The organism is Methylotetracoccus oryzae, from assembly GCF_006175985.1.
Classification (GTDB): Bacteria; Pseudomonadota; Gammaproteobacteria; order Methylococcales; family Methylococcaceae; genus Methylotetracoccus; species Methylotetracoccus oryzae.
Genome location: NZ_SRSH01000003.1, coordinates 37,126 through 62,325, shown reverse-complemented (window position 1 = coordinate 62,325; position 25,200 = coordinate 37,126). Strand labels below are relative to the sequence as shown.

Sequence of the window (25,200 nt, the reverse complement as noted above, 5' to 3'; positions counted from 1 at the left end):
GGGGCTGGACAGCCCGGCGCCCGCGGAAGCGGTCTGGTGTCGATGTCTATTCGGTATCGAGAAAGCTGCGCATCTGCTCCGACCGCGACGGGTGGCGCAACTTGCGCAGCGCCTTGGCCTCTATCTGACGAATCCGCTCGCGCGTGACATCGAACTGCTTCCCGACTTCCTCGAGGGTGTGGTCGGTATTCATGTCGATGCCGAAGCGCATCCTCAGCACTTTCGCTTCCCGCGCGGTCAGGCCGGCCAGCACCTGCTGGATCGTCTCCCGCAAGCTGGCGACGGTCGCATGTTCGATCGGCGACATGACGCGGGAATCCTCGATGAAGTCACCGAGATGCGAATCCTCGTCGTCGCCGATCGGGGTTTCCATCGAGATCGGTTCCTTGGCGATCTTTAGCACCTTCCGGACCTTGTCCTCGGGCATTTCCATGCGGCCGGCCAGTTCGTCCGGCGTAGGCTCGCGGCCCATCTCCTGCAGCATCTGGCGGGAAATCCGGTTCAGCTTGTTGATCGTTTCGATCATGTGCACCGGGATACGGATGGTGCGGGCCTGATCGGCGATCGAGCGCGTGATGGCCTGGCGAATCCACCACGTGGCGTAGGTCGAGAACTTGTAGCCGCGGCGGTATTCGAACTTGTCGACGGCCTTCATCAGACCGATGTTCCCTTCCTGGATCAGATCCAGGAACTGCAGACCCCGGTTCGTGTACTTCTTGGCGATCGAGATCACGAGGCGCAGGTTGGCCTCGATCATTTCCTTCTTTGCAAAGCGCGCCTGATTCTCACCGATGGCGACGCGCCGATTGATTTCCTTGATGTCGGCGATGCTGAGTCGGCTTTCCTTCTCGATCTGCTGCAGCTTGCTCTGCGCCCGCTTGATGTCCTCGGCGTGAGTCTTCAGCGCTTCGCTGTAGCCTTTCCCGGCTGCGATCAGGCCGTCGACCCAGGTCGGATCCGCTTCGCTCTTCTGGAAACTGGCCAGAAATTCGGCGCGGGGCATGCGCGACCGCGTCACGCACAAATCATGGATGATGCGCTCCTGTTCGCGGATGCGCACGACCACGCCATGGAGGATGTCCGTCAATTCCCGGAAGAATTGCGGCGTCTTCTTGAATTCCATGAAGGTTTCGGCCAGTGCATCGAACGCCTTCTGGGTCTTGTCGTCCCCGAAACCGTGTTTCTGATGCGTGCTCATGGCCGCCTTGGCCCGCTTCCGGAAGATCTCGAGCTTTTCCTTGACGACTTCAGGATCGGGACCCGTGTCGGCTTCTTCGAGCAGGTCCGCGTCCGACTCTTCGTCGAGGACGACGGCCGCCTCCGGTTCGTTGGGTTCGAAGAAGTCCGAAATCAGGTCTGACAGGCGGAGTTCACCCCGCTCGACCTCGTCGAAGGCCTTCAGGAAATGATCGGCCGATGCCGGGAAACGCACGAGTTCCCGCGCGGCCTGATTGATGCCTTCCTCGATGCGCTTGGCGATGCTGAGCTCGCCTTCGCGGGTCAGCAGCTCGACGGTTCCCATTTCGCGCATGTACATGCGCACCGGATCCGTCGTCCGGCCCAGTTCGCTGTCGACCGAGGAGGCCAGCGCGGCTGCTGCTTCGGCGGCTTCTTCCTCATCTTCCTCCGTGACGACGGCCGCCTCGGGGATCAGATCCGGGTCCGGGACGTCCTCGTGAACCTCGATCCCCATGTCGTTGATCATGCAGATGATGTCTTCCATCTGCTCAGCATCGACGACATCGCTCGGCAGGTGATCGTTGACCTCGGAATAGGTCAGGTAGCCCTGCATCTTTCCCTTGGCAATGAGTTCCTTGAGCTGAGACTGTTGCTGTTCTAAGTTCATCGGTAACCCGGTGGCATTAAATTTTCAGAGTCTATCAGGGAGCGCCGCTTGACACAAATGACAAGATCCAACTCACGCCACCCCGATCAAAGCGGTTCCGCCGCGGCTGCAGCAGACACTGCCACGCGGCTTCAGTCATGTGTTTGTTATACTGATGTGCTGACCACACACGCCGCCGGACAGTTCCCTGACCAAAGCCATCCTCAAGTCGACTGCCGTCGTCGCGCTGTTGACGCTCGTCTCGCGCATCCTCGGCTTCATCAGGGACGCGGTCATAGCCGCCTTTTTCGGGGCCGATGCGGCCACCGACGCGTTTTTCATCGCGTTCCGGATTCCGAACTTCCTGCGCCGCCTGTTCTCCGAAGGCTCGTTCTCGCAGGCCTTCGTGCCGGTCCTGACACGTTACAAGGACACGGGCTCGCCGACCGCCCTGAAGCTTTTCCTCGACCATACCGCAGGTGCCCTGGCAACCCTGGCCCTGGGTATCACGGCGGCCGGCATCGTCGCCGCCCCGGCACTGGTCTTGTTGTTCGCGCCGGGATTCCTGCGCGACGCACCGCTGTTCTCGCTGAGTACCGAGACGGTGCGTATCACGCTGCCCTATCTCGGACTGATCACGATGGCGGCTTTCGGCGCCGCGATCCTGAATACCTTTGGTCATTTCGCGATTCCGGCGATCACGCCGGCGATCCTCAACCTGACCATGATCACCGCAGCGATCGCGGTCGCGACCCACGTCGAGCAGCCGATACATGCCCTCGCCTGGAGCGTCACGATCGCCGGCCTGCTGCAACTGCTGTTCCAGGTACCCGCCTTGTCCCGGGCTGGCTTGCTACCGCGGCCGCGCTGGGGTTTCGGCGACCCCGAGGTGGTCCGCATGTTGAAGCAGATCGGCCCGACTGTCTTGAGCACGTCCGTGACGCAGATCAACGTGCTGCTCAACACGCTAATCGGATCCTTTCTGGTATCCGGCAGCGTTTCCTGGCTGTACTACTCGGATCGTCTGGTCGAATTTCCGGTCGGCCTGCTGGGCGTCGCGATCGGCACCGTGATGCTGCCCCAACTGTCGCAAAGCCACGCAGCGGCCAATGCGCACGCCTTCTCGGCCTCGCTGGACTGGGCGCTCCGCATCGTGTTGCTGGTCGCCGTGCCCGCAACGATCGGACTGGTGCTCTGCGCCAAGCCGCTGCTTTTTTCGCTGTTTCAGTATGACCAGTTCAGCCTCCACGACGTCGAGATGACCAGCCGCAGCCTCGCCACCTACTCGCTCGGCATCACCGGCTTCATCGCCGCGCGCGTCTTGCTGTCCGGCTTCACCGCCCGCCATGACTACCGGACGCCCTTCCGGTTCGGTGTCATCGCGATCGGCGTCAACCTGCTCGCCAGCGCCGCGCTGGCTTATGCCGCCGCGCCGCTCGGCTGGGGGCATGCCGCACTGGGCCTTGGAACCAGTCTTGCGGGCCTGCTCAACTCTGCGTTGCTGCTGCGGGAACTGGTACGGCTGGAGATTTATCGCCCGCCGGCCGGCTGGGGCCGGTTGATGCTCCAAACCTTGGCCGCATGCACGGTGATGGGGGTGCTGTTGACCGTTCTCAACCCCGAACCTACCGAGTGGCGCGACTGGCGAGCAATGGAACGGCTGACCCATCTCGGGTTGCTGGTTGCGGGCGGCATGATCGCTTACGCAAGCTGCCTGTGGGGTCTGGGCCTGCGCCCGCGCCACTTGCAGTTCCACCCGACCGTTTAGCCTGGCGGCACGCCCCCATGCGGCTGATCAACGACCTGCGTTCCAACGACGCGCTGCGCCAGGGCAGCGTCGTCACGATCGGCAATTTCGACGGGGTACACGTGGGGCACCAGCGCATGATCGAGGCACTGGCTGCGGAGGGACGGGCCCGCGGCCTACCGGTCGTCGTGATCATCTTCGAGCCGCAGCCGTTGGAGTTCTTCATGCCCGACCGGGCACCGTCGCGACTGACCCGGCTGCGGGAGAAAGCGATACAGTTCGGCAGGCTACCGGTCGACTTCATCCAGTTGCTGCGCTTCGACCGTGCCTTTGCCGATCAGGCGCCCGAAACCTTCATACAGCGTGTGCTGGTCGACCACCTGCACGCGAAGCTCCTGGTCGTCGGCGACGATTTTCGGTTCGGCAAGGCCCGAAGCGGCGACTTCCGGACGCTGGCGGCGGCCGGCGACGCGCATGGCTTCGAGGTCCGCGACACCGCGTCGATCCGCGTCGACGGCGACCGTGTCAGCAGCACCCTGGTGCGCCAGCTTCTGGCCGACGGCGATCTGGACGCCGCCGCAAAAATGCTGGGGCGTCCGTATTCGATCTGCGGCCGCATCCTTCCGGGTGACCAGCGCGGGCGGACGATAGGCTTCCCGACCGCGAACATCGGGATGGCGCGGAAAAACGCTCCTCTAGAGGGCGTTTTTGCCGTTACAATGCGGGGCTTGGAACAAGCGCCCCTGCCGGGCGTGGCCAACATCGGCATCCGACCCACCGTCCAGGGTATTCCCAAGCTGCTGCTGGAAACCCATCTGCTCGACTTCCACGGTGATTTGTACGGCCGCCGCGTGGAGGTTCTTTTTCATCGCAAACTACGGGACGAGCGCAAGTTCGCCGATCTCGCCGCGCTGCAAGCCCAGATCGGGTGCGACGTCGCGGCGGCTCGGGATTTCTTCGGCACGCTTCGGGCCTGAGGTCGTCGACATGGCATCACCAGCATGGACTACAAGAGCACACTGAATCTCCCCCAGACCGCCTTCCCGATGAAGGCCAATCTGGCGCAGCGCGAACCCGAGCAACTGCAGTTCTGGTCCGACCTGGACCTGTACGCCGCGATTCGGCAGCAGTTCGAAGGGCGCCCGAAGTTCGTGCTGCACGATGGCCCGCCGTACGCAAACGGCGCGATTCATATCGGCCATGCCGTCAACAAGGTGCTCAAGGACATCATCGTCAAGAGCAAAACCCTGAGCGGCTTCGACGCGCCCTACGTCCCCGGCTGGGACTGCCATGGGCTCCCGATCGAACTGCAGGTCGAGAAGAAGATCGGCAAGGCCGGCGTCAAGGTCGAGCCGGCGGCATTCCGCGCCGCCTGCCGCGCCTACGCGGCCGAACAGGTCGACACCCAGCGCACCGACTTCATCCGTCTCGGCGTGTTCGGTGACTGGCAGCGCCCTTACCTGACGATGGACTTCACGTTCGAGGCCAACATCATCCGGGCACTGGGCAAGATCGCCGCACGCGGCCATCTGACCAAAGGCGCCAAGCCGGTCCACTGGTGCACCGACTGCGGTTCGGCGCTGGCCGAAGCCGAGGTCGAATATGAGAACAAGCGCTCCACGGCCATCGACGTCCGCTTTCAGGTGCTCGATCCGGCCGATTTCCTGGCCCGCTTCCACTCCGTCCCCGAGCACCATGGCGATGGCCCGCTGTCGGTGGTGATCTGGACCACGACCCCGTGGACACTGCCGGCCAATCGGGCGGTCGCGATGCATGCAGACTTCGACTACGTGCTGGTCCAGCGTGAGGACGTACCGGAGCGCCTCGTGCTGGCCGAAGCGCTGATGAAGGACACCATGGTGCGCTACGGTTGCGATGCCTACCGCGTCATCGGCTACTGCAAGGGGTCAGCCCTGGAAGGTACGGCGCTGCAGCATCCCTTCTATGCGCGCGAGGTGCCGATCATCCTCGGCGAGCACGTCACGCTGGAAGCGGGCACCGGCGCCGTCCACACCGCGCCCGGCCACGGCCAGGAAGACTTCGTCGTCGGCCAGCGCTACGGCCTGGAAGTCGACAATCCCGTCGGCAACGACGGCCGCTTCGTACCCGGCACCGAGTTCTTCGCCGGCGAACACGTGCTAAACGCCAACGACCACGTACTCGATATCCTGAAAGCGCGCGGCGCACTGGTCCGCGAGGAACGCATCGAGCACAGCTACCCGCACTGCTGGCGGCACAAGACGCCGGTGATCTTCCGGGCCACGCCGCAGTGGTTCATCGCAATGGACAAGCAGGGGCTGCGCGCGGACGCGCTCCGGGCGATCGGCGAGGTCGAATGGATCCCAGACTGGGGCCAGTCCCGGATCGAAGGGATGGTGGCGAACCGGCCGGACTGGTGCATCTCGCGCCAGCGAACCTGGGGCGTGCCCATCCCGTTGTTCGTGCACAAGCACACCGGCGAACTCCATCCCGACACACCGGCGCTGATCGAGCGCGTCGCGCAGCGCGTCGAGGCCGAAGGCATCGACGCCTGGTTCGCGCTCGACCCGGCCGACCTGATCGGCGGCGATGCGGCCGATTACGACAAGGTCAGGGACACGCTCGATGTCTGGTTCGACTCGGGCGTCACGCACTATTGCGTGCTGGAACAGCAGCCCGAACTCGGCTTCCCGGCCGACTTGTATCTGGAAGGCTCGGACCAGCACCGCGGCTGGTTCCAATCCTCGCTGGTGTCGTCGGTCGCGATCAGCGGTGCCGCGCCATTTCGCGCGGTGCTGACCCACGGCTTCACGGTCGACGCCGAGGGCAAGAAGATGTCGAAGTCGAAAGGCAACGTCGTCGCGCCCCAGAAGGTCGTCCAGAACCTGGGCGCCGACGTCCTGCGCCTGTGGGTCGCCGCCACGGACTACCGCGGAGAGATGAACGTCTCCGACGAAATCCTGAAGCGCACCTCCGACGTCTACCGGCGGCTGCGCAATACCGCGCGCTATCTGCTCTCGAACCTGAACGGCTTCGATCCGGCGCGCGACCTGCTGCCACCGGACCAGTTGCTGGCGCTGGACCGCTGGGCGATCGACCGGACGCTGCAACTGCAGGGCGAAATCATCGCGGCCTACGAGAGCTTCCAGTTCCACCTCGTGTACCAGAAGGCGCACACCTTCTGCTCGATCGACCTCGGCAGCTTCTACCTGGACGTGCTGAAGGACCGCCAGTACACCTGCCGGGCGGACAGTGTCGCGCGCCGTTCGGCGCAGACCGCGATGTTTCACATTGCCGAGGCGCTGACGCGCTGGGTCGCGCCGATCACGAGCTTCACGGCCGACGAGATCTGGCGGCATCTGCCCGGGGAGCGCGGCCCGTCGGTCTTCCTGGAAACCTGGTACGAAGGACTGTACCCGCTCGATCCGGACAGCGGCATGAATGCCGACTTCTGGGAGTTCGTGCTGCGGGTCCGCGAAGCGGTCAGCAAGGAGCTGGAAATTCTGCGCGTCCGCGGCGAAATCGGCTCGTCGCTCGATGCCGAGGTCGAATGTATCGTCGACGCACCGGGCTTCGAACGGCTCTCCCGTCTCGGCGACGAATTGCGCTTCCTGCTGCTGACATCCTACGCATCCGTCATCCCGGACTCGGCAACGGAATCGTCGCCCCGCCTGCCGACGGACATCCCAGGGCTGGAGTTGAACCTCAAGAAGTCCGAGCACCCGAAATGCGTGCGCTGCTGGCACCATCGCCATGACATCGGCACCCATCCGGATCACCCCGAGCTGTGCGGACGCTGCGTCGAGAACGTCGCCGGGCCCGGCGAGATCCGCCACTACGCCTGACGAGCCGAACCACCACGATGGCATACTGGCTTTGGCTGTCGCTGCTCGTGCTCGCGCTCGATCAGGCGACGAAGTGGATCGTCGACCACTCGATGCAGGTCTATCAGACCATCGAGCTACTCCCGTTTTTTCAACTGACCTACCTGCGCAATCAGGGTGCCGCATTCAGTTTCCTGAGCGATGCCGGGGGCTGGCAACGGTGGTTTTTCGTCGCGCTGTCGGTCACCTTCAGCTTGGGCATCGCCTACTGGTTGTTTCGCCTGCCACAGGGCCGGCGGTGGGAAGCGGCCGCCTGGTCGCTGGTGCTCGGCGGTGCCGTCGGCAACCTGATCGACCGCGTGATCTTCGGCTACGTGATCGACTTCCTGGACGTCTTCTATGGCCAATGGCACTGGCCCGCCTTCAATGTCGCCGACTCGGCCATCACGGTCGGTATCGCGATGCTACTGATCGATTCCTTCCGGTCCCCTTCGACCGAGTAAATCGGTTGCCAGGACGTGTCAGTGGCCGACCCTGACGCCACATGACCGTTTCCGAGCCCGCCCAACCCTGTCGCGTCGTCTCCACGACACTCTGCCGGCGTGCGTCGACGGCTCCGTCCACAGCCGCGCGCTAAACGCTTGGAGTTCGCCCGCACGGTGTGGCATTTGCCACACCGGGACCGTGCGCTGACAAACCTTGGCAGCACGACCATCATCCATGTGATTGTTTCATAGCGATATCAGAGTTTCCGCATACTTCTTGCTTAGCGCTGGCCGACACGCGGTTTGTGCGCCTACCCAGAGGTCCGCAGCGAGAAGATGGAACCCGGCAGGAACAAGCACCAGACCAGCGACGACGAAGGGAACGACTCGCAGGGAGTTTGCGGTTGCGACCGCGCTGACACTGACCCGCTCTGGGGAAAGTACAGCCGAACCGGATACGAGAATAGTGATGAAACGACAAGACAACATACTTGCGCAGCGCTCCAGCAAGCGCTCGGAAACGGCATCTCCGCTTCGGAAACGATCGGAAAACAAGATTTTGCGTCAGATGGCTTCGCTCATTGTGGCTTGCGCCTGGATTCCTTTCGCCAGCGCTCACACCGGCTCGATTCCACCTTCCCTGAAGGACTTGAGCGTACCGCCGGTGCCGGGTTTGCTGGACGGAAAGCGGCCCGTCGTGATCGACAAGGAAAAGGCGATCGTACTCGGGAAGGCGCTCTTCTGGGACATGGCTGTCGGCAGCGACGGCATCGCCTGTGCCAGCTGCCATTTTCACGCGGGGGCCGATGCCCGGACCAAGAACCAGTTCGGCCCGAGCCAGGCCTTTACACCGGCGAGCGCGGCCGCACGCAATGCCTTCGACCCGAATGATCCGCGCGGCCGCAACCTGTCGAACTATCAGTTGCACAGCAGCGATTTTCCGCTGCACGACCCAGCCAAGGGCGAACTGGATGCCGACACCGCCAGCCACAATGTCGTGGCATCATCCGGCACGTTCTCCGGCACCTTCGTCGCCGTCAAGCCGCGCGGCTCGGCGCGCGACGAGTGCACGCCCTTCACGGGCGAAAACCTCGATCGCACCTTCCGTGTAGGCGACATTCACACTCGCCGTGTCGAACCGCGCAACGCGCCCACCGTCATCAATGCGGTCCTGTTCGACCGTAATTTCTGGGATGGGCGAGCAAGCTATCACTTCAACGGCGCTTCGGTCTGGGGTCAGAACGATCCCAACGCCCACATCTGGGTCGCCGGCGACGCGGGGCTGCGGCGCGTCAAAATCGCCCTGCCCAACGCATCGATGGCTTCGCTGGCGACGGGCCCGGCCCTCAGTGAGCTGGAAATGTCGTGCAAAGGCCGCACCTGGCCGGACATCGGCAGGAAACTGCTGCGCCGGCAGCCGCTCGAAGCGCAGCGCGTCGCTCGAACGGACGGGGTGCTGGGTCCTTATCGCGACGCCAGCGGCAAGGGCCTCAACACCACCTATCGTGATCTGATCCAGCAGGCATTCGACGAACGCTACTGGGCGGTCGGCCGCAACAAGCGCCTGGGTACCCCCAGTTATTCCAGCGAAAGCTTCAACCAGGCCGAGGCCAACTTCGCATTCTTCTTCGGAATCGCCGTCCAGTTATATACGGAGACGCTGATCTCGGACGACACCCGCTTCGACCGCGCCAACATCCAGCTCGGTGCCCATGGCTTTTATGACCAGAATGGAATTCTGACCGCGACCGAGCTCAGGGGTCTGGATCTTTTCAACGAGGCGCATTGCATCTTCTGCCACAGCGGCCCGCTATTCAGTTCGGCGACGAATCGCATCACGCTGCGCAAGGACGGGACGTCAACGGTCCGCACGATGGTCAAGCGCCAATTCACCGGCGACTTCCGTTACCGAATGACCGACGAAGGCTTCTTGAACAACGGCGCGGTACCCTCGGCGCACGACCCCGGTCTGGCTGCCAACAACGCCTTCGGTCAGCCGCTGGCCTTCGCTCCCCTCTACCTGGAGCGCCTCGCGAATCCGAGCGCTCCGGAGGGCAGCGGAGAACCGCTGCCGGTGGTTCGCGCCTGCGAGATCGCGTTCAATACGGCCAACCTCTTCGGTTATTTCACCGAGCGGGTATTCGGCAAGGGCAGTCTGATCGCCGACCCGGCCGGCACCGATGGCTGCCCGACCAACGACTTCGGCGTCGACCTGTCATTCGTACCGAAACCGGATGTCGTCGCCGGCCTGATTGCCGATCCGGAGAACACCAAGCTCGCGCCTTCCGGCCACATGTTCAAGGTGCCTCAGCTGTACAACATCGAACTGACGGGGCCCTTCATGCACGACGGCGGCATGAGCACGCTCGACCAGGTCGTGGATCATTACATGCGAGGGGGAAATTTCCAGTACTTTCAGGGCAAGGGCAACCCGGAAATCGATCAGAACTTCATGTTCGCTTTGGGAGCCAACGAGGAAGACCGTCAGGCCATCATTGCCTTCCTGAAGACGCTGACCGACGAGCGGGTACGCTACGAGCGTGCGCCGTTCGACCATCCTCAGCTCATCGTGCCCCATGGCCACCCGGGCGACCAGAAGACAACCGAGGGCAGCGCTACCAACGCCTCGCTGGCCGAGGACCAACGGCTTGTGATCCCCGCGGTCGGCGCGGCAGGCATGGCCAGCCCGTTGAAAACCTTTCAGGAGATTCTGGAAGCCGTGCCGGAGTGATGGCGTAACGCCGGTTTCCGCCAAATGCCTCACCGGGTGTGGCAAATCCCACACCCGGTCCAAGTCTATTCCACACCGCGCCCAGTGTATAAGGCTTTCGTGATGGCCCTCTTTTTGCTTTAGCGTGATTATCGTGCGCGGTGAGTGAATCGCGCCGAAGCCCTGTCGCCAGCGGTATGTCGTTGCGGTGTCAAGCAGGATCGCCCGCCGAGTTATCGAAACTTGCTCCAGGGCAATCCGGTTCGCATGAGGGGCCAACCAATCAATCTCCACTCTTTAATGGAATGAAACGAATGAATAACCGCCTTCGCAAATCGATTGCTACCTTCCTGACCGGATCGGCGCTGGCCGTCGGCAGTGGCGCCGCCAGCGCACTCACGGTGACCGCCGATCTGGGTACCTTGGGCGCCGCCGGCCTGTTCAGGACCGACACCGTGCCGCAATACGCCTGGGACGGCTGGAACGGTATCGTTCCGAACCTGGGTTGGGTGCACAACTCCAAGTGGTACACCTTCAGAGTGTCGACACAAAGCAGCGTGCAGATCACGATGACCTCCAGCGATGCGGACATGAAGCCAGCATTCACGGTGTGGCAGACCACCGGGTCGTTCATCGGCAGCAACCATCTGTCGCATCAGTACAATCAGGTCAGCTTCGGTGGCGATAGCGCCTTCCTGCAGCCGCAGCCGCCGACCACTGACGGAACCAAGGCCTTCATGGGCTACGTCAATGCCGGGAACAATTTCACCAATGGCAACGGCAGTGCTGTTGGCGCCGGCACGGCGAACATGTCGCGCAGAGCGACCGGCTACGCCGCATTCGCCCGGACTCTCCCGGCGGGCCAGTATCTGCTCGCCGTCGGTGGCAGCTGCAACAATCAGACCTGCGGCACCCCTGGCGCGAAGAACTTCAAGTTGAATGTCCAGAGACTGCCACTGGCCAACAGCGGTATCTCGCCCTGACAGGAACCGCTCGCCTGCAGGGCCTTCGCAGCGCGGTCAGCGCGTTGACTGGCTGCGTTGGCCTGCATCGGGTCTAGGCGGCCCCTGTTCGGACCTTGAGGCTGCCGCCCTGCGTGGCGGCCTCCCCCGCCCTTCTCGTCTCACTACCGATGACTGACGCGACGGCCCGCCCCGGCCGCAATGACCCCTGTCCTTGCGGCAGCGGGAAGAAATTCAAGCACTGCTGTGCAACGGCGCCAGGGGCGACCGGCTTTGCCGCGCCTAGCGCCGATTTCCAGACACTCCTCACCAGTGCGCGGCGACGTGCCAGCGTCGGCGACTGGGACGCGGCCGAGACCCTGTTCCGGGAAGCGCTGAGCCTGCGCCCGAAGGATGCGTTCGCACTGGCTGAACTCGGCCAGTGCCTGTGCTGGATGCGTCGCAAGCGCGAAGGGCTCGACTTGCTCCGCAAGGCCGGCGAGCGACTGCTGACGACGACCAAGCGCCGCGACCCCGTCAACCCCCTGATCGATCTGGCAAGCCAGCTTCAGTTCTGGGGCGAAGCCGAGACGGCGGGACGGCTGGCTCAACTCGCCACCGTCCACGTACCCCGCAATGCCGCCGCACATCACACGCTCGCGCTGTCGCTGGATCGTATGCACCGCGACGAGGCTGCATACAACGCGGCGGCCAAGGCACACCAACTGGCCCCGGACGAGCCGAACTCGGCCATCCTGCTTGGTCAGCTCACTTCGCGGCGGGGCGATGCCGAAGCCGCGGATCGACTCTTCGAATCGGTGCTGACCAGCGCCCAGGATCCCGAAGTCCGATCACGCGCCTACCTCGAACGTGGGCGTGCGCTGGATCGGCTCGGTCGCTACGACGCTGCCTTTGAAGCCTTCGCCCAGGCGCGCCATCTTGAACAACTGAGTCCCCAGGCTCGAAAGATCGATCACTCGCTGGCCCTCGAACGACTGGCGGCCAACGTGGGTCGCTTCAGCCACGACTATCTCAAAGATTGCGGGGAACGGGTCATGGACGATGAGCTCCCCGCTCCAGTCTTTCTGGTGGGCTTCCTGCGTTCGGGCACGACGCTGACGGAACAGGTACTCGCGACTCACCCTGCCGTCGTCACCGGCGACGAAACGGACATTCTGTTCGAACTGAGCGAAGAACTGACGCGGATGGCCGGTCCGGGACATGACGTCGGCGGCAAGTTGGAGACTCTCGGTACCGAGGGAATCGGCCAGTTACGTCGCTTCTACTGGCGCCGCGTCGAGGAAGAACAGGGCGCCGACGCCTTGCAGCACACCTATGTCGACAAGAACGCGATGAACTGCATCGACGTGGGACTGATCAACGCCGTCTTTCCGGACGCCAAGGTGATCTTTGCGCTGCGCGACCCCCGGGACGTGCTGCTGAGTTGCTTCATGCAGTCTTTCGGCCTGTCTGCGGTCACGGTGCAACTCCTGTCATGGGAGAAGGCCGCGGAATTCTACTCGGCCGTCATGGGCTTCTGGCTCGCGATCCGCGAGCGTCTGACCATCCCCTATCTGGAGTTGCGCTACGAAGATGCGGTCGCGGACTTCGACGCTCAGTATCGACGCGTGTTCGAATTCCTCGGCCTGGAGTGGCGCGCCGAGGTCAGCCGCTTTCACGAGCGGGCGCGCGGCAAGTACATCGCAACGCCCAGCTTTGCCGATGTGACCAAGCCGGTCTACACCTCGGCCGTCGGACGCTGGCAGCACTACCGCGAGCACTTCGCAGCGATCGGCCCGAAGCTCGACCCGCTGATCGCAGCGCTCGGATACCGCCCGACGGCAGCCGATGGCTGAGTCGCGAAAGCCCTGAGCGCGCGCGTCTTCGACGCCACTCCTTTCCGGCTCCGCTAAGCCGGCAAGGCACCACGAACTGCTCGGACCGGATCGCCGCAGGGGGCGGTGCCCGTACTCCGAATCCATGTCGGGGCTTGGGATGACTCGCCAAGGGAACGGCAACGCGCCCCCCATCCGCAATTTTCCTCTTCCAGCCAAAACGAGATACTCGGGTTCCCGGGGACGCGGCACTTCGGCAGCACGGATGCCGCACTGACCGCTGCGTGTTCCGAGATTCAGCCTTTCACGGTTCTGCTCCCGGCGAGCCGTTCCCAATTCGGGTCTGAAGGCTTGCGCCCGATCCCGGGCGTGGGAAACGCACGGCAACGCGTCCAATGCAACTCGACGGCAGACACTGGACTTGCCGCACGAGTACGGCTAAAAGGTAAGCTCGCGGCCCGGAGTAAATCAATGTTCGTTATAAGGTTTTGTCTCGCCGGACTGCTGCTCGTCGCGGCGGGGATCAGCGGCCTTCCGTGGCTGGCAGACCGGGCGGAAGCGGCGACCGCTGCCTGCTCCGGGGGAAACCTGGCACCCGGCAGTGGTGAAGACCTGCTCGTCACCGGCCCCTGCTCGGTGCCCGCGGGCACCTACCGGTACGGCAACGTCAACGTGTACGGCGGTGGCAGCCTCACCTTTCAGGATGCCGCGATCGATTTCTGGACGAGCGGCCTACTGGTGGAAAACGGCAGCAGCCTGGTTGCCGGTTCGCCAACGGCGCCGATCGGCACTGCCGGCGGCACGCTGACGATCCACCTGTACGGCGCGGCCTCGGACGCGGCAACCCGGAGCCTGGTTTGCCAGTCGCCCGGCGGCACCTGCGGCGCTCCTGCCAGCACGTGGAGCTCCAATGGCGGCACGAAAGTCCCGCTGCCTGGCTTCCCGGACAACCAGCCGGTCGATTACTTCTATGCCTACGAGTCGCTGCCCTACGACGGCAGTGCGGCGGTGCCTGCCTATTTCGGCCATAAGGTGCTGGCCGCCTCTTACGGGGCGAGCGTCCAGCTGTTCGGTCGCAAGGGTGCCTGCTACGCGACCGCCTGCGGCGAGAGCGCGGACCCGGCCAACCCGACCGCGTCCAGTTCCGGGCTGAGCTGGGGCCGGCTCAGCGGTTCCCTGCAGCCCGGCAGCACCCGTCTCGTCATCGACCGACTGGTGGACTGGGCCGCCGGCGACCACATCGTCGTCACGACCACCGATTACCTGCCGGGCCACTCCGAGGAACTGATCATCGCCACCGCAGCCCCGGACACGGGTAGCGGAACGACGACCCTCACCTTCACCAACGCGGTCACCGGGCAGGGAGGCGTCCAGTATCCCCACAACGGCGAGGCCTACAGCCTCGCTGCCGTCCCGACGCGGCTCAATCTGGACATACAGCAGGCCGAGACGCGGGCAGCTGTCGGGCTGTTGTCGCGCAGCATCCGCATCGTCTCCGAGGGCGATGCGCTGAATCAGCCCTTTCCCGCGGAAACGGCAAGCCCGCCCTACGCCTATGGCGGACACACGATCGTGCGCCAGGGCGTTCAGTCCTTTCAGATCCAGGGCGTCGAATTCCGCCAGCTCGGGCAAGGCGGCCGCATCGCACACTACCCGGTGCACTTCCACATGGTGCGGGAAGCACCGCCGCAGACCTTCGTCAAGGACTGCTCGGTCAATGAATCCATGACGCGCTGGTACACCGTGCACGCCACCCAAAACGTCACGCTGGCGCGCAATGTCGGCTGGAAGTCCATCGGTCACGGCTACTACATCGAGGACGGAACCGAGACCGACAACCGCTTCTACGCAAACCTCGGCGTTTTCGCGCGTGCCGCCGTGGACAATGCGCAGAACCCGCGCCAGGTGCCCGGGATACTGGCCGGAGCGGGCGGGCCTGCGGGCAGCGACAGCGTTCCCTATCTGTCGGACTACAACCACCCCAGCGTGTTCTGGATCATGAACGGCTGGAACGACTTCCAGTACAACATGGCGGTCGGCGCCGGCACCTGCGGCACCTGCTACTGGCTGGTGCCCGGAGCGATCAGCGGGCCTTCGCGGAAACAGAAGTGGGAAGCCTATGCCTCGATGCAGGCTGGCCTTGGCCGAGCGGGAACGACCCCACTGAAAAGCTTTACCGGGAACTTCTGCTCGACGGCCATGATGTCCTTCAATACCGTCGGTAACACCAACTGCCCCGGCATCGCCGCCAGCGAGGACAGCGATCCGATCCAGCCCGTTACCAATCCCCTGGCGCCAGCGGTCCCGGCCGGCGACGCCGGCGATCCTACCGCCGGTGGCTACTACCCCATCGTCAGCCAGGGCGGTGGGCGGTTTGCCACGCGCTGCGACGGCGACACGACCGATTGCAGCCAGGTACCTATCTGCGCGGACGGCGCCGCCAGCGCGAACTGCATGGTCACGGTGCTGGATCACTACACCTCATCCTTCCATTGGACCGAGACCAACTTCGCCGCAATCTGGCTGCGTCCGCAGTGGTATCTGGCCATCGGTGGCGTCCTGTCGGACGTCCAGAATGGCGGCATGACCTTCGTGACCGGCGGCGACTACACGCACTCCTCGATCATCAGCGGCTACTGGGCCCTCGCGCGGAAGAACGTCTTCATCGGCCAGACGCAGCCCGACAACCCCTTCGCCTCCGCGGCCGGCCCGGTCAACGGCGCTAGCGGACTCCGCTGCGATTCCTCGTCGGGCAGCCACTGTCTGCTCAAGGACGAAGGGCTCCTGCTGCCGCTGAGCACCTTTGCCGTCAACCAGCGTTTGTTCAACATCTACGACGGGCCGTCCTATCAGGAGTCCAACGCCTACCTCGACATCAATACTGTCGACGTTGACGACTGCCAGCCGGGCAGTAGCGGAACCTGTTTCACGAGCCAGTCCATGTACGGCCGCGTGCAAGGCATGCCTTTCGACAGCGCGCGAGCCCAGTGTTACCTGCCCAACGCCGCCATCGGCTGGAAGCAGCCCAACGGCTTCTACTATCCGCCGGCCTTCCACTCCGACAACCTGTTCTTCGCCAACGTCGACATCCGGCACTTCGTCATCGAGCCGCTGTTCCGGCCAGACAGTTTCGTCACGGATCCCGTGGCAACGCAGGCGCAGTATTGCACCTGGAACAGCGCACTGTTCACCGGCTTCACCGACGTCGACCGGCAGACCGTGCTCAACGACGACGACGGCTCGCTGACCGGCCTCGTCAACACCGTGTCGGTCAACAAGGACCCATTCTTCGCGGCGCCGGTGGAAACACCGGAGTGCGCCTCCGAGGATACCGTCAAGACCAGCCCCTACGACTATGTGACCACCGTGGTCTACCCCGGCTGTGCGATGAACGGGACCTGCGGCCAATCCGGCGCCGAATGGGACGCGGCGTGCTCGACACCGCAATGCTTCGGCGTACCGCTCTACCGGCAGCTGCTCCGAGGGGACGAGACGACTGCGCCCGCCATTCGGATGATGGGCGCGGCCATTTACCAGCGGAGCAATCTGACGGTCAACAACGGCAACTACTACATCGACACCACGGTCGGCGCGACCGCGCAGCGGGCGTTCAACAGTCCCGAGACGATCAGCAATCTCAGCGTTTTCGGGGCGGGGCAGACCTATTACGTGTTCAACCTGTATGCGAAGCCGAGCACCGCACAGACCTACCAGATCTACGTCGGATCCGGGTTCGATCCGGCCACCGACCTGTCATTGGTACGGGCCAATATCGCCACGGCCCCCCTGAGTTTCACACCCGGCCCCTGGCCGCAAACGTGGAGCCAAAGCTACGATCCGGCCACCGGCATACTCACGGTGACCCTGAACCTCGCGAGCTTCCAGGCACAGTTCGATGCGGGCCGTGCGGCAAGCTGTCAGCCACAGAGCTTCTGCTCCTGGAACGGCGCCAGCAGCGCCTGTGAGTGCTCGGCACAGCTGCAACAGGACGATCCGGCGCTCTATGCCCAGTGCATGGGGAACTCCGCGGCCGGCGACAAGCCGGTCTGTAGTTGGGCGGTAAGGGATCTGGACTGTCCGGCAGGCGGCTGTTTTGGCTTCTCCTTCAAGCTGCCGGCTGGGTTCCAGACCGATCCGTCCCCCAATCCACGTCCAGCGGCGACCGCCTTTCCGTCCGATACGACCTGGAACATGCCATGGACACCCGCCGCACCGAACCTTGCCGGATCCTGCTTCAACCCGGCGCTGGCACCGGTATCGTTCAGCGATCTGGGCGGCGCTCCGGGTATGACGCGCAAGATCCTGCTCGGCACGCCCGGCAACGATGTGCTGAATGGAACACCGGGGGACGACATCATCAAGGGCTACGACGGCAACGACACCCTTACGGGGTTCGGCGGTCACGACTGGATCTCGGGCGGCAAGGGCCATGACACGATTCTCGGCGGACCCGGCAACGACACGCTCAACGGCGGCGATGGGGATGACACGGTGCGCGCCGGCGATGGGCACGACGTGATCCACGCCGGGTCCGGCAATGACCGCCTCTTCGGGGAAAAAGGAGACGACGTGATCCATGGTCAAAAGGGCGATGACCAACTCGACGGGGGCAGCGGTAACGACCATTTGCACGGCGGCGTCGACACCGACCGGTGCCTGAACGGAGAGCGCCATGGCGAGTGCGAGAGCCGGCGCTAAGCCGATGTCCACAACGTCCGTCAGCGGTCTTCGCACTCCCGAATGTCATTTGGTATCGTCGCTCGCCACGCGGGCCGGAATCGCCCGTCATCCAACCGTGTTCTGAGGACACCGACATGTCGAACCAGACCCCCGCCGATCTTTCCCGAGACACCACGCTTGAGCAACTCACCGAGCTGTTCGCCCGCCAACGGCAGGCCTACACGGCCGACCCCATGCCCTCGCTGCAGGAACGACTGGCTCAACTGAAGACGCTGAAGGCGCTGCTATTGGACCACCGGGAAGCGATTACACAGGCCCTCGACTCGGACTTCACGGCCAGGGCCGCCAGCGAGACGCTGGTCGCCGAGATCATGCCCTGCGTCGAGCACATCGGCTATGTGTGCAAGCGGCTCCGTCGCTGGATGCGGCCGAGTCGCCGGCACGTCGGGCTCCAATTCCAGCCCGCGCGGGCCAAGGTCGTGTACCAGCCCCTGGGTGTAGTCGGCATCATGGTGCCCTTCAACTATCCCCTGAACCTCGGCATCGCACCCCTGATCGCCGCCCTCGCCGCCGGCAACCGGGTGATGCTCAAGATGTCCGAAATCACACCGCACGTCGGCGCGTTGCTCCGCGATGTCCTCCGCAAAGGCTTTGACGAGGACCGGGTGGCCGTGGTCACCGGCGACGTTGAGATCGCACGGGCCTTTTCCGCGCTGCCGTTCGACCATCTGTTGTTCACCGGGTCCATCCCGGTCGGCAAGCACGTGATGCGGGCCGCGGCGGACAACCTCACCCCGGTGACACTGGAACTGGGTGGCAAGTCGCCGGCGATCATCGCAGACGATATCCCGCTAGACGACATCATGGACCGGCTGGTGTTCGCCAAGGCGCTCAACGCGGGCCAGACCTGCGTGGCGCCGGATTACGTTCTGGTGCCGCGCGCCAAGCTTCGACCCTTCCTGGACGGGTTCAAGGCAACGTTCAACCGGATGTATCCCAAAGTGAGCGGTAATCCGGATTACACCAGCGTCATCAATCGGCACAGCTACGAGAGGCTGCAGGCCTGGCTGAAGGATGCCGAAGCGAAAGGGGCACAAATCGAAAGGGTCACCGAAGAAGCCCTCGATGATGGCACCCATCGCATGGCGCCCTGTCTCGTCACGGAGGTCACGGACTCGATGAAGATCATGCAGGAAGAACTGTTCGGTCCGATTCTGCCCGTCCTTCCCTATGATTCCGTGGACGATGCCCTCGCCTTCGTCAATGCGCGGCCGCGGCCCCTGGCTTTGTACCTTTTCACCTACGACAAGACCTTGCAGGAGCGGGTCACGCTGCGGACCCATTCCGGATCGATGGCCATCAACGAGGCTTTGCTGCAGGTAGGCATCGATGATCTGCCTTTCGGTGGCATCGGACCCTCCGGCATGGGCCAATACCATGGCCCCGAGGGGTTTCAGACCTTCTCCAAGGCCAAGTCGGTCTTTACCAAAGGGCGGCTGAACTCCATGAAGCTGCTGTATCCCCCTTACGGCAAGACCTTGCAGAAGTGGATATTGAATTGGCTGCTCCGCTGATCCCTCACCAGCCACGCTGACATCCCGCTACGGCCGGCGCCACCGCGCGCCCTGACGGTTTGGAAGCAGCCCCACACCCTCCATTCGTCCTGCACGGCACGCCGGCAGACCAGCGGCAGCAGCCGCCCCGCGAGCGGCGTCGGAAGAAAAAAGGGCATCCGAAGATGCCCATTTTCGTGACTGTCGGGTCGTGGTCAGACGCCGTCGGGATACGCGTAGCTGTAATGCTTGCGCAGCGGCTTAACCACTTGCCACTGGCTGTCCAGTCCCGCATGGAACGATACGAGATCGCCCGGAACGATCCGCACCGGCTCCCCATCGGCAGGCGTCACGATGATCTCGCCTTCCAGCACGTAGGCCGTTTCCGTTTCGTCGAAGTCGATCGGAAACTCGGAAACTTCCTTTTCCCAGATTTCCCATTCGGCGACGCCCAGTTCTTTCAGGCGATCTTCGCTCGGATTGTGTTCGATCGTTATCTTGCTCATCGGATTCATTAATAGTCGAAACGTAAAACCACGAAAGTGTAGCATTGCTGGCAAGGCCGGAGCCATGTCGGGCCTGCGCCCGTCACCGCTGCCACGCGGTTTACTTGACCAGCGGCCCCGGAACCGGCCGCCGATCCGGCAAGCGCCAGTTCCTGCAACGCCCGACCACCGACGGGACCTGTCCGCAAGGACACGGTTGAAAATGAATCCGGCGACAACTTTCTGTTTAAGCTTTCCCAACCGCAAACCAACGCTACGGAGTTCTGCATGCGTCACGCCGTCATCATGCTTTTGGCAACCGTTTCAGCCCGCGGCGTAGTCGCCGCCGAGTCGTACACCATCGACCCCAATCACACGCTACCCGTATTTGAGGTAAACCATCTGGGCTTCACGACGCAGCGAGGCCGTTTCGACAAGACGGCCGGAAAGATCCAGCTGGACAGGGAAAAGAAGACCGGCGCGGTCGACTGGACCATCGAAGCCGACTCGATCAATATGGGTCAAACCAAGTGGAACGATCATATGAAGTCGGCTGACTTTTTCAATGTCGCCCAGTTTCCGACGATCACCTTCCATTCCGAAAAGCTGTCCTTCACGGGGGACACGCCCGTTTCCGCCGACGGCACACTGACCCTGCTGGGGATCACACAACCCCTTCGGGTGACCATCCACCGCTTTACCTGCGGCCAGAACCCCATGAATCAAAAGCCGCTGTGCGCGGCCGACATCGAAGCCAGCCTGAAGCGGTCGGATTTCGGCATGACCAAATACCTGCCCGCGGTCGGGGACGAGATCAAGGTCTTTGTGCCGGTGGAAGCGTACCGGGATTGCAACGGCGTGCAGGCTTGCTGAAGCGCAACCGACGCCAAGCCTGCGACCCACATGGGTGATACGAAACCGACGGAGCGCCGTCGGATGGCAAGACGGCAAGCGCCCGGACGCTGACGACGCGTTGCATGGGATGGAGCCCCGGCCGATTGCCCGGCGCACGGTCTGCCACTCAAGGGCGTCTCGCCCCCATGACAGGGGCGAGACGCAACCGGCCGAACTTCAATGCAGGACCGGTCCGAGACGCAGCAGACGCGTTTCTCCAGACGCGTCGTCCACGCCGTCGTTGTCGGTCACGGCATAGGCCTTGCCGTCAGCCGCCACCGCCAGGCCCTCGAGCTTGTCCAGCACCCAACCCCGGTACGAGGCCAACTGGGGCAGCAGATCCAGTGCCGGATGTTTGCTAACCAAGGGGAATACACCGCCCTGAGGCTGCGGCGTCAAACCGGCAATGGAAAACTCGAAGACCTTCTTGATGCGGGCATCGGGACCGCCCTGATTGTCGCGCTCGATCACGGCAAAGCGCTCGCCACCCAGCGACACGAGCTCCGACAAGCCGACCCACCCGCCGGCCGGCGACTCGACCGCCTCCAGGGGATAGTAGAAGAACCGCCACTCGTTGGTGGCCAGGCGGTATTCCCCAATCCGGACCTGTCCTGCGGGATCACCCGTCCACTCCCGCTGGAACGCGACGTAGACCTGCGCGTCGGCACCGCACCGCGTGACCGCGACACCTTCGTAACCGTTCGACTTCTGCAGCGCGTTGACCTCGGCGGGCAGCGCGATTTCACGCAGAACCGTACCGTCACCGTCGGCCTCGATCAGCAGATTCGGCTTCGCCGCGGTGCCGTCCCCTTCGGAAACCAGCCAGAACTTTCCGTCGGAGCAGGTCGCAATCCCTTCGAGATCGTAATCCACCGTCGCGCCTGCCTTCTTCAGAACGATCTCGTTCGCGATGACCGCGGGCTTCACGCCGACGTGCAGTTTGTAGATTCGCGACTCGCGGTAATACGAATCGGGGACGGCGTAAAGCCATTCTTTCCACGTGGGATGCGGTGCGAGGCTCGACAGCGCGCCCCAGGCGATCGGCGCCTTGCCTGCCAGCGGTCCGGTCTTCTGCGGGGCGGAGACGACCGATGGGTAGTTGGACACCTTGTCCTTCAACGCGAAAATGTTGATCTGGGCCCGCCACTCCTCGTCGTTCTCGGTCGAGGCGACGAACAGATTGCGTTGCGGTATCGCCAGCAGGCCTTCCGGTGAGATACCGGTCGGCAACAGTTGCTTGAAGATCGGCTTGTCGCCGCCCAGCTCGTACACCGCGACGAAGCTGCCGCGCTCGGCGCCGACGAAAAGCAAGCGCTGCGCACCAAACACGGCAGAGGTAATACCCTCCGGCTCGGAGCCCTTGGCGTCGGCGCGGGCCTCGGGGAAGTGCCCGTGGCGTATGGCCATGTAGTCGAAGTTTCGGCCGCTTTCGAAGTTCACCCGGCCTTGACTCTCGAAGATCGAGAAGCCGCGGCTGCCGCCAAACAAATCGCCCTCGTTGGCCGTTGCCAGATGGTCGGTCCCGAGCCAGGTGACGGCATCGGGTTCGCGGGGGATCCGGGTCAGTGTCGTGTCGAACTCGATCAGACTGTTTTCGACGCTGTCGATGTTGCGAAGCGTGACCGAGCCGGCCGCGAAATGCCGCGTGACGACGCCTTTTTCGAGATCGACCAGCGCGATGTGATTGTTCTCCTGCAGTGTCACGGCTGCGATGTTGGCGGCATTGATGGACACGAACTCGGGCTCAGGATCTTCGGGGGCATAGGCAGCCAGTCCCGTGAGTTCGACCTTGCGCAGAGCCCAGGCCGACGGCGCGCCTTCCAGATCGACGATGGCCAGATAGCCGGGCGGTGATTGCGGCAAACCGCCTTCAACACCGCCAACGGTGACGTCCTCATCCCGCTCATTCTCGATTGCAATGGCGGCGTAGCGCCCATCGGGGCTGACCGCGACCGAATCGGGCTGACCATGCAGGTCGATAGTCGCGGACGGAGCGCAAGCGGCCAGATTGGCAACACACGCGGCGATGTCATAAACGGCCAGATGACCGGACGGATGCGTGAAGCTTTCCGACGTGTTCACGGCGACCAGGGCATAGCGGCCGGCGACCGCGACCGACGTCGGTTCGCCACCGACCCCGACCACGCCCAGTCCCTTCGGCGTGGAGGGCTTGGCGATATCGACGAATCCGATGACTTTCTGCGGACTGTCGGTATAGACCAGGGTCTTACCATCCCGGCTGACCGCAGTGATCTCCGCGACGGTTTCTTCGACCGCGCTGCGGTCACACGAGGTGTTCTCGCAGACATTGAACGTGGCAATACGCTCGAACTGGGGTGCCTCGGGCACCGGGGTCGCGTGTGCACCGGCAGCCGTGAGCACCGAGCAGAGCGCCGCAGCGGCGGGTCGCTGTATTTTCAAATTCATGGATTGCTCTTGATTGGGTTGAGACGGGAACGCCGGGACGACAATGTGCAGATTTTCGCGGGCATTGCCTCGGCAACCTGGAACGGATGGCCTGACAGACCGGCGTCATTGTCGGGAGCAGTTGTTGCAGCAGCATGACGGCGCCGCCGCTGCGCGCGTGACGCCGCATCTCACCGCCCATGCACTCCGGCCTCCCTCCGCCTCCCCAATCGAGCGTTCCAGCCATTGCAGCTGCAGCTTGGCGGGCAGCACGCCGCTGCGCTGCCGCCCGGGTCTTCCGGCGCTCAGTCCATCGCGCGGAAGGGGCGCGCGAAGCGAAGCAGCCACAGATGCTGCCGCGACTCGATTTCCGGCAAGCTCACGATGGCGACCGCCCGCGCGCCGGCCGGGCACCGATCGCCGAAGATCGCTGTCCCGTCCCCTGCCGCCTGACAGCGTTCGACCTTGCCGGCAACCAGCCGTGTGCCAGCGGCATCGAACAGGGCGGACTGAATGCCGTAGTCGTTGTCATTGGTGAGCGCCAAGGTGCGCTCGTCCACCATGGCCAATCCCTCGGCTTTCTCCACGTCCCACCCCAGGGCTCGCAGATCGACGAGCAGGCGCTTGCGAAGCGGGGTGATCGTACGCCAGTCGGCCGCGCCGACCGGATGCCCGCTGATGGCCGACCGTTCCAGATCGCCGCCGGAATTTGCATGGATGTCGCTGGCACCCGCCGTGTCGACCAGAAAGAGGCGATTGGCGAAATGCCCGTCGGCCTTCCTGCCCTCCTCGATGACGACGAATCGCCCCCCGCCGAGTGCAGCGATATCGCCCAGCTTGGCATTTCCGCTCTGACCATCCTGGTAGTCGCTGCCCGCGACAGGGTAAGCGAACTCGCGCAGCCGCCGTGTTACCGGGTGCAACTCGACCCAGCGGATGAAGGGCGCTGCGTCCTTGACCTTGACGTTCTTCCCATGAACGGCGACGGCGCCGTCATCGATCGGGCTCTGCAGGGCCCCGACCAGCGTGCCGGCCTCCGCGTCGTAGCTCAGCGCTTCCATGCCGCGGTTGACCCTTCGGCGCGCAAAAATGGACGGCAACCCGTTACCGGGCGTGAAACGGGCCAAGATCCGCCCGGACGCCGGGTCGAGTTGCAGCACTGCGGGGCCGTACTCCTCCGACACCCAGAGCCTGCCGTTGCCGCAAGCGACGGACTCGGGGTCGATCCCGCGCGGATCGGGATCGATCGCGCGCAGCGTCTCCGACAGAGCCACTTCCTCCGAACCGTTTGCCGTCCCGGGCGCGCCCGGCAGCCCGGAGGTTCCATGAATCGGCGTCAAATTCTCAAGCGAGGCGATCCCGTTCGCCAGCGAGACGACGCCGAAGGCGGGAGTGAATTGGGGGACCGGAAAAAGCTTCGCTTCCTTCCCGCCGACCTCGGGCCCATCGCCATTGGGTCCGCGGTCGCCCAGCACCCAGAACTCCCGGCCCTGGCGACCTTCTCCCTTCAGGCAGATGCCGCTGCCCATCGAACGCGGGAATCCGTTCGGGAACGCCTGGCGCGTGATCGCAGTCGCGCCGGCGTAAGAAACGAACTGATCGGTCCGGAGCGCGATCTCACCGTGGAGCACATCCACCCCTCTGCCGAAGGCATCGGTGCCCGCATGACGAAACTCGGATGCCAATCCATCGCCAGCGAACCATAGGCCGGTCAGGGTGATCGCGAGCCATGCCATCGGCGGCATACGGTGGAGCGGGCCATCGCCGCGTGTGTTCATGACCAACCTCTGAAATCTAGTGGCAAAGACCTACAGGCCTTCCGGATGCTGAAACGCA

14 protein-coding genes are annotated in these 25,200 nt (G+C 63.8%); 10 read left to right on the top strand and 4 right to left on the bottom strand.

The annotated features are described in order from the left end of the window. Nucleotides 1–46 precede the first annotated feature (46 nt). Nucleotides 47–1,846, bottom strand: a complete 1,800-nt coding sequence (rpoD, locus tag BWR02_RS04325; RefSeq protein WP_139556533.1) for an RNA polymerase sigma factor RpoD — start codon at nucleotides 1,844–1,846, stop codon at nucleotides 47–49. Nucleotides 1,847–2,033: 187 nt separating this feature from the next. Here rpoD and murJ point away from each other — a divergent pair, with 187 nt between their 5' ends. The 9 genes from murJ to BWR02_RS04280 all read left to right on the top strand — a co-directional run bounded on the left by murJ (nucleotide 2,034) and on the right by BWR02_RS04280 (nucleotide 19,600). After that, nucleotides 2,034–3,593 carry a murein biosynthesis integral membrane protein MurJ gene (gene murJ, locus BWR02_RS04320; RefSeq protein WP_139556532.1) on the top strand — a complete coding sequence of 520 codons (1,560 nt, stop codon included), beginning with the start codon at nucleotides 2,034–2,036 and terminating at the stop codon, nucleotides 3,591–3,593. Nucleotides 3,594–3,610: 17 nt separating this feature from the next. Then, a complete protein-coding gene (ribF, locus tag BWR02_RS04315; RefSeq protein WP_139556531.1) occupies nucleotides 3,611–4,549 on the top strand; it encodes a bifunctional riboflavin kinase/FAD synthetase in 939 nt (312 codons plus the stop codon). Between the two features lie 24 nt (nucleotides 4,550–4,573). After that, nucleotides 4,574–7,396, top strand: a complete 2,823-nt coding sequence (gene ileS / locus BWR02_RS04310; protein ID WP_139556530.1) for an isoleucine--tRNA ligase — start codon at nucleotides 4,574–4,576, stop codon at nucleotides 7,394–7,396. A 17-nt stretch (nucleotides 7,397–7,413) separates the two neighbouring features. Beyond that, the gene (gene lspA / locus BWR02_RS04305; RefSeq protein ID WP_139556529.1) at nucleotides 7,414–7,878 is read left to right on the top strand and encodes a signal peptidase II; all 465 of its coding nucleotides are present in this window, start codon (nucleotides 7,414–7,416) and stop codon (nucleotides 7,876–7,878) included. Nucleotides 7,879–8,329: 451 nt separating this feature from the next. Next, a complete protein-coding gene (locus tag BWR02_RS04300) occupies nucleotides 8,330–10,591 on the top strand; it encodes a cytochrome-c peroxidase (protein WP_139556528.1) in 2,262 nt (753 codons plus the stop codon). 293 nt (nucleotides 10,592–10,884) lie between these two features. Beyond that, nucleotides 10,885–11,553 (top strand): hypothetical protein, encoded by a 669-nt coding sequence (locus BWR02_RS04295; protein ID WP_139556527.1) that lies wholly within the window; start codon nucleotides 10,885–10,887, stop codon nucleotides 11,551–11,553. A 149-nt stretch (nucleotides 11,554–11,702) separates the two neighbouring features. Beyond that, nucleotides 11,703–13,367 carry a sulfotransferase gene (locus BWR02_RS21425; protein ID WP_139556526.1) on the top strand — a complete coding sequence of 555 codons (1,665 nt, stop codon included), beginning with the start codon at nucleotides 11,703–11,705 and terminating at the stop codon, nucleotides 13,365–13,367. Nucleotides 13,368–13,817: 450 nt separating this feature from the next. Beyond that, entirely contained in the window at nucleotides 13,818–18,044 is a 4,227-nt protein-coding gene (locus tag BWR02_RS21045) for a calcium-binding protein (RefSeq protein ID WP_201276147.1), read from the top strand. Nucleotides 18,045–18,160: 116 nt separating this feature from the next. After that, nucleotides 18,161–19,600: a coniferyl aldehyde dehydrogenase gene (locus BWR02_RS04280; RefSeq protein ID WP_139556525.1), complete on the top strand. Its 1,440-nt coding sequence runs from the start codon at nucleotides 18,161–18,163 to the stop codon at nucleotides 19,598–19,600. Nucleotides 19,601–19,794: 194 nt separating this feature from the next. Here BWR02_RS04280 and BWR02_RS04275 read toward each other — a convergent pair whose 3' ends face one another. After that, nucleotides 19,795–20,085 carry a cupin domain-containing protein gene (locus tag BWR02_RS04275; RefSeq protein ID WP_139556524.1) on the bottom strand — a complete coding sequence of 97 codons (291 nt, stop codon included), beginning with the start codon at nucleotides 20,083–20,085 and terminating at the stop codon, nucleotides 19,795–19,797. 267 nt (nucleotides 20,086–20,352) lie between these two features. Between BWR02_RS04275 and BWR02_RS04270 the strand changes: the two genes are divergently transcribed. After that, a complete protein-coding gene (locus tag BWR02_RS04270) occupies nucleotides 20,353–20,937 on the top strand; it encodes a YceI family protein (protein ID WP_139556523.1) in 585 nt (194 codons plus the stop codon). 198 nt (nucleotides 20,938–21,135) lie between these two features. Here BWR02_RS04270 and BWR02_RS04265 read toward each other — a convergent pair whose 3' ends face one another. Continuing rightward, a complete protein-coding gene (locus BWR02_RS04265; RefSeq protein ID WP_139556522.1) occupies nucleotides 21,136–23,385 on the bottom strand; it encodes an esterase-like activity of phytase family protein in 2,250 nt (749 codons plus the stop codon). 284 nt (nucleotides 23,386–23,669) lie between these two features. Continuing rightward, nucleotides 23,670–25,142 carry an esterase-like activity of phytase family protein gene (locus BWR02_RS04260; RefSeq protein ID WP_139556521.1) on the bottom strand — a complete coding sequence of 491 codons (1,473 nt, stop codon included), beginning with the start codon at nucleotides 25,140–25,142 and terminating at the stop codon, nucleotides 23,670–23,672. Nucleotides 25,143–25,200 lie beyond the last annotated feature (58 nt).

What these genes read in the sequence shown, in the direction of transcription:
- rpoD (WP_139556533.1), bottom strand. Translation starts at nt 1,846, where the DNA reads ATGAACTTAGAACAGCAACAGTCTCAGCTCAAGGAACTCATTGCCAAG.
- ribF (WP_139556531.1), top strand. Translation starts at nt 3,611, where the DNA reads ATGCGGCTGATCAACGACCTGCGTTCCAACGACGCGCTGCGCCAGGGC.
- ileS (WP_139556530.1), top strand. Translation starts at nt 4,574, where the DNA reads ATGGACTACAAGAGCACACTGAATCTCCCCCAGACCGCCTTCCCGATG.
- lspA (WP_139556529.1), top strand. Translation starts at nt 7,414, where the DNA reads ATGGCATACTGGCTTTGGCTGTCGCTGCTCGTGCTCGCGCTCGATCAG.
- BWR02_RS04300 (WP_139556528.1), top strand. Translation starts at nt 8,330, where the DNA reads ATGAAACGACAAGACAACATACTTGCGCAGCGCTCCAGCAAGCGCTCG.
- BWR02_RS04295 (WP_139556527.1), top strand. Translation starts at nt 10,885, where the DNA reads ATGAATAACCGCCTTCGCAAATCGATTGCTACCTTCCTGACCGGATCG.
- BWR02_RS21425 (WP_139556526.1), top strand. Translation starts at nt 11,703, where the DNA reads ATGACTGACGCGACGGCCCGCCCCGGCCGCAATGACCCCTGTCCTTGC.
- BWR02_RS21045 (WP_201276147.1), top strand. Translation starts at nt 13,818, where the DNA reads ATGTTCGTTATAAGGTTTTGTCTCGCCGGACTGCTGCTCGTCGCGGCG.
- BWR02_RS04280 (WP_139556525.1), top strand. Translation starts at nt 18,161, where the DNA reads ATGTCGAACCAGACCCCCGCCGATCTTTCCCGAGACACCACGCTTGAG.
- BWR02_RS04275 (WP_139556524.1), bottom strand. Translation starts at nt 20,085, where the DNA reads ATGAGCAAGATAACGATCGAACACAATCCGAGCGAAGATCGCCTGAAA.
- BWR02_RS04270 (WP_139556523.1), top strand. Translation starts at nt 20,353, where the DNA reads ATGCGTCACGCCGTCATCATGCTTTTGGCAACCGTTTCAGCCCGCGGC.
- BWR02_RS04265 (WP_139556522.1), bottom strand. Translation starts at nt 23,385, where the DNA reads ATGAATTTGAAAATACAGCGACCCGCCGCTGCGGCGCTCTGCTCGGTG.
- BWR02_RS04260 (WP_139556521.1), bottom strand. Translation starts at nt 25,142, where the DNA reads ATGAACACACGCGGCGATGGCCCGCTCCACCGTATGCCGCCGATGGCA.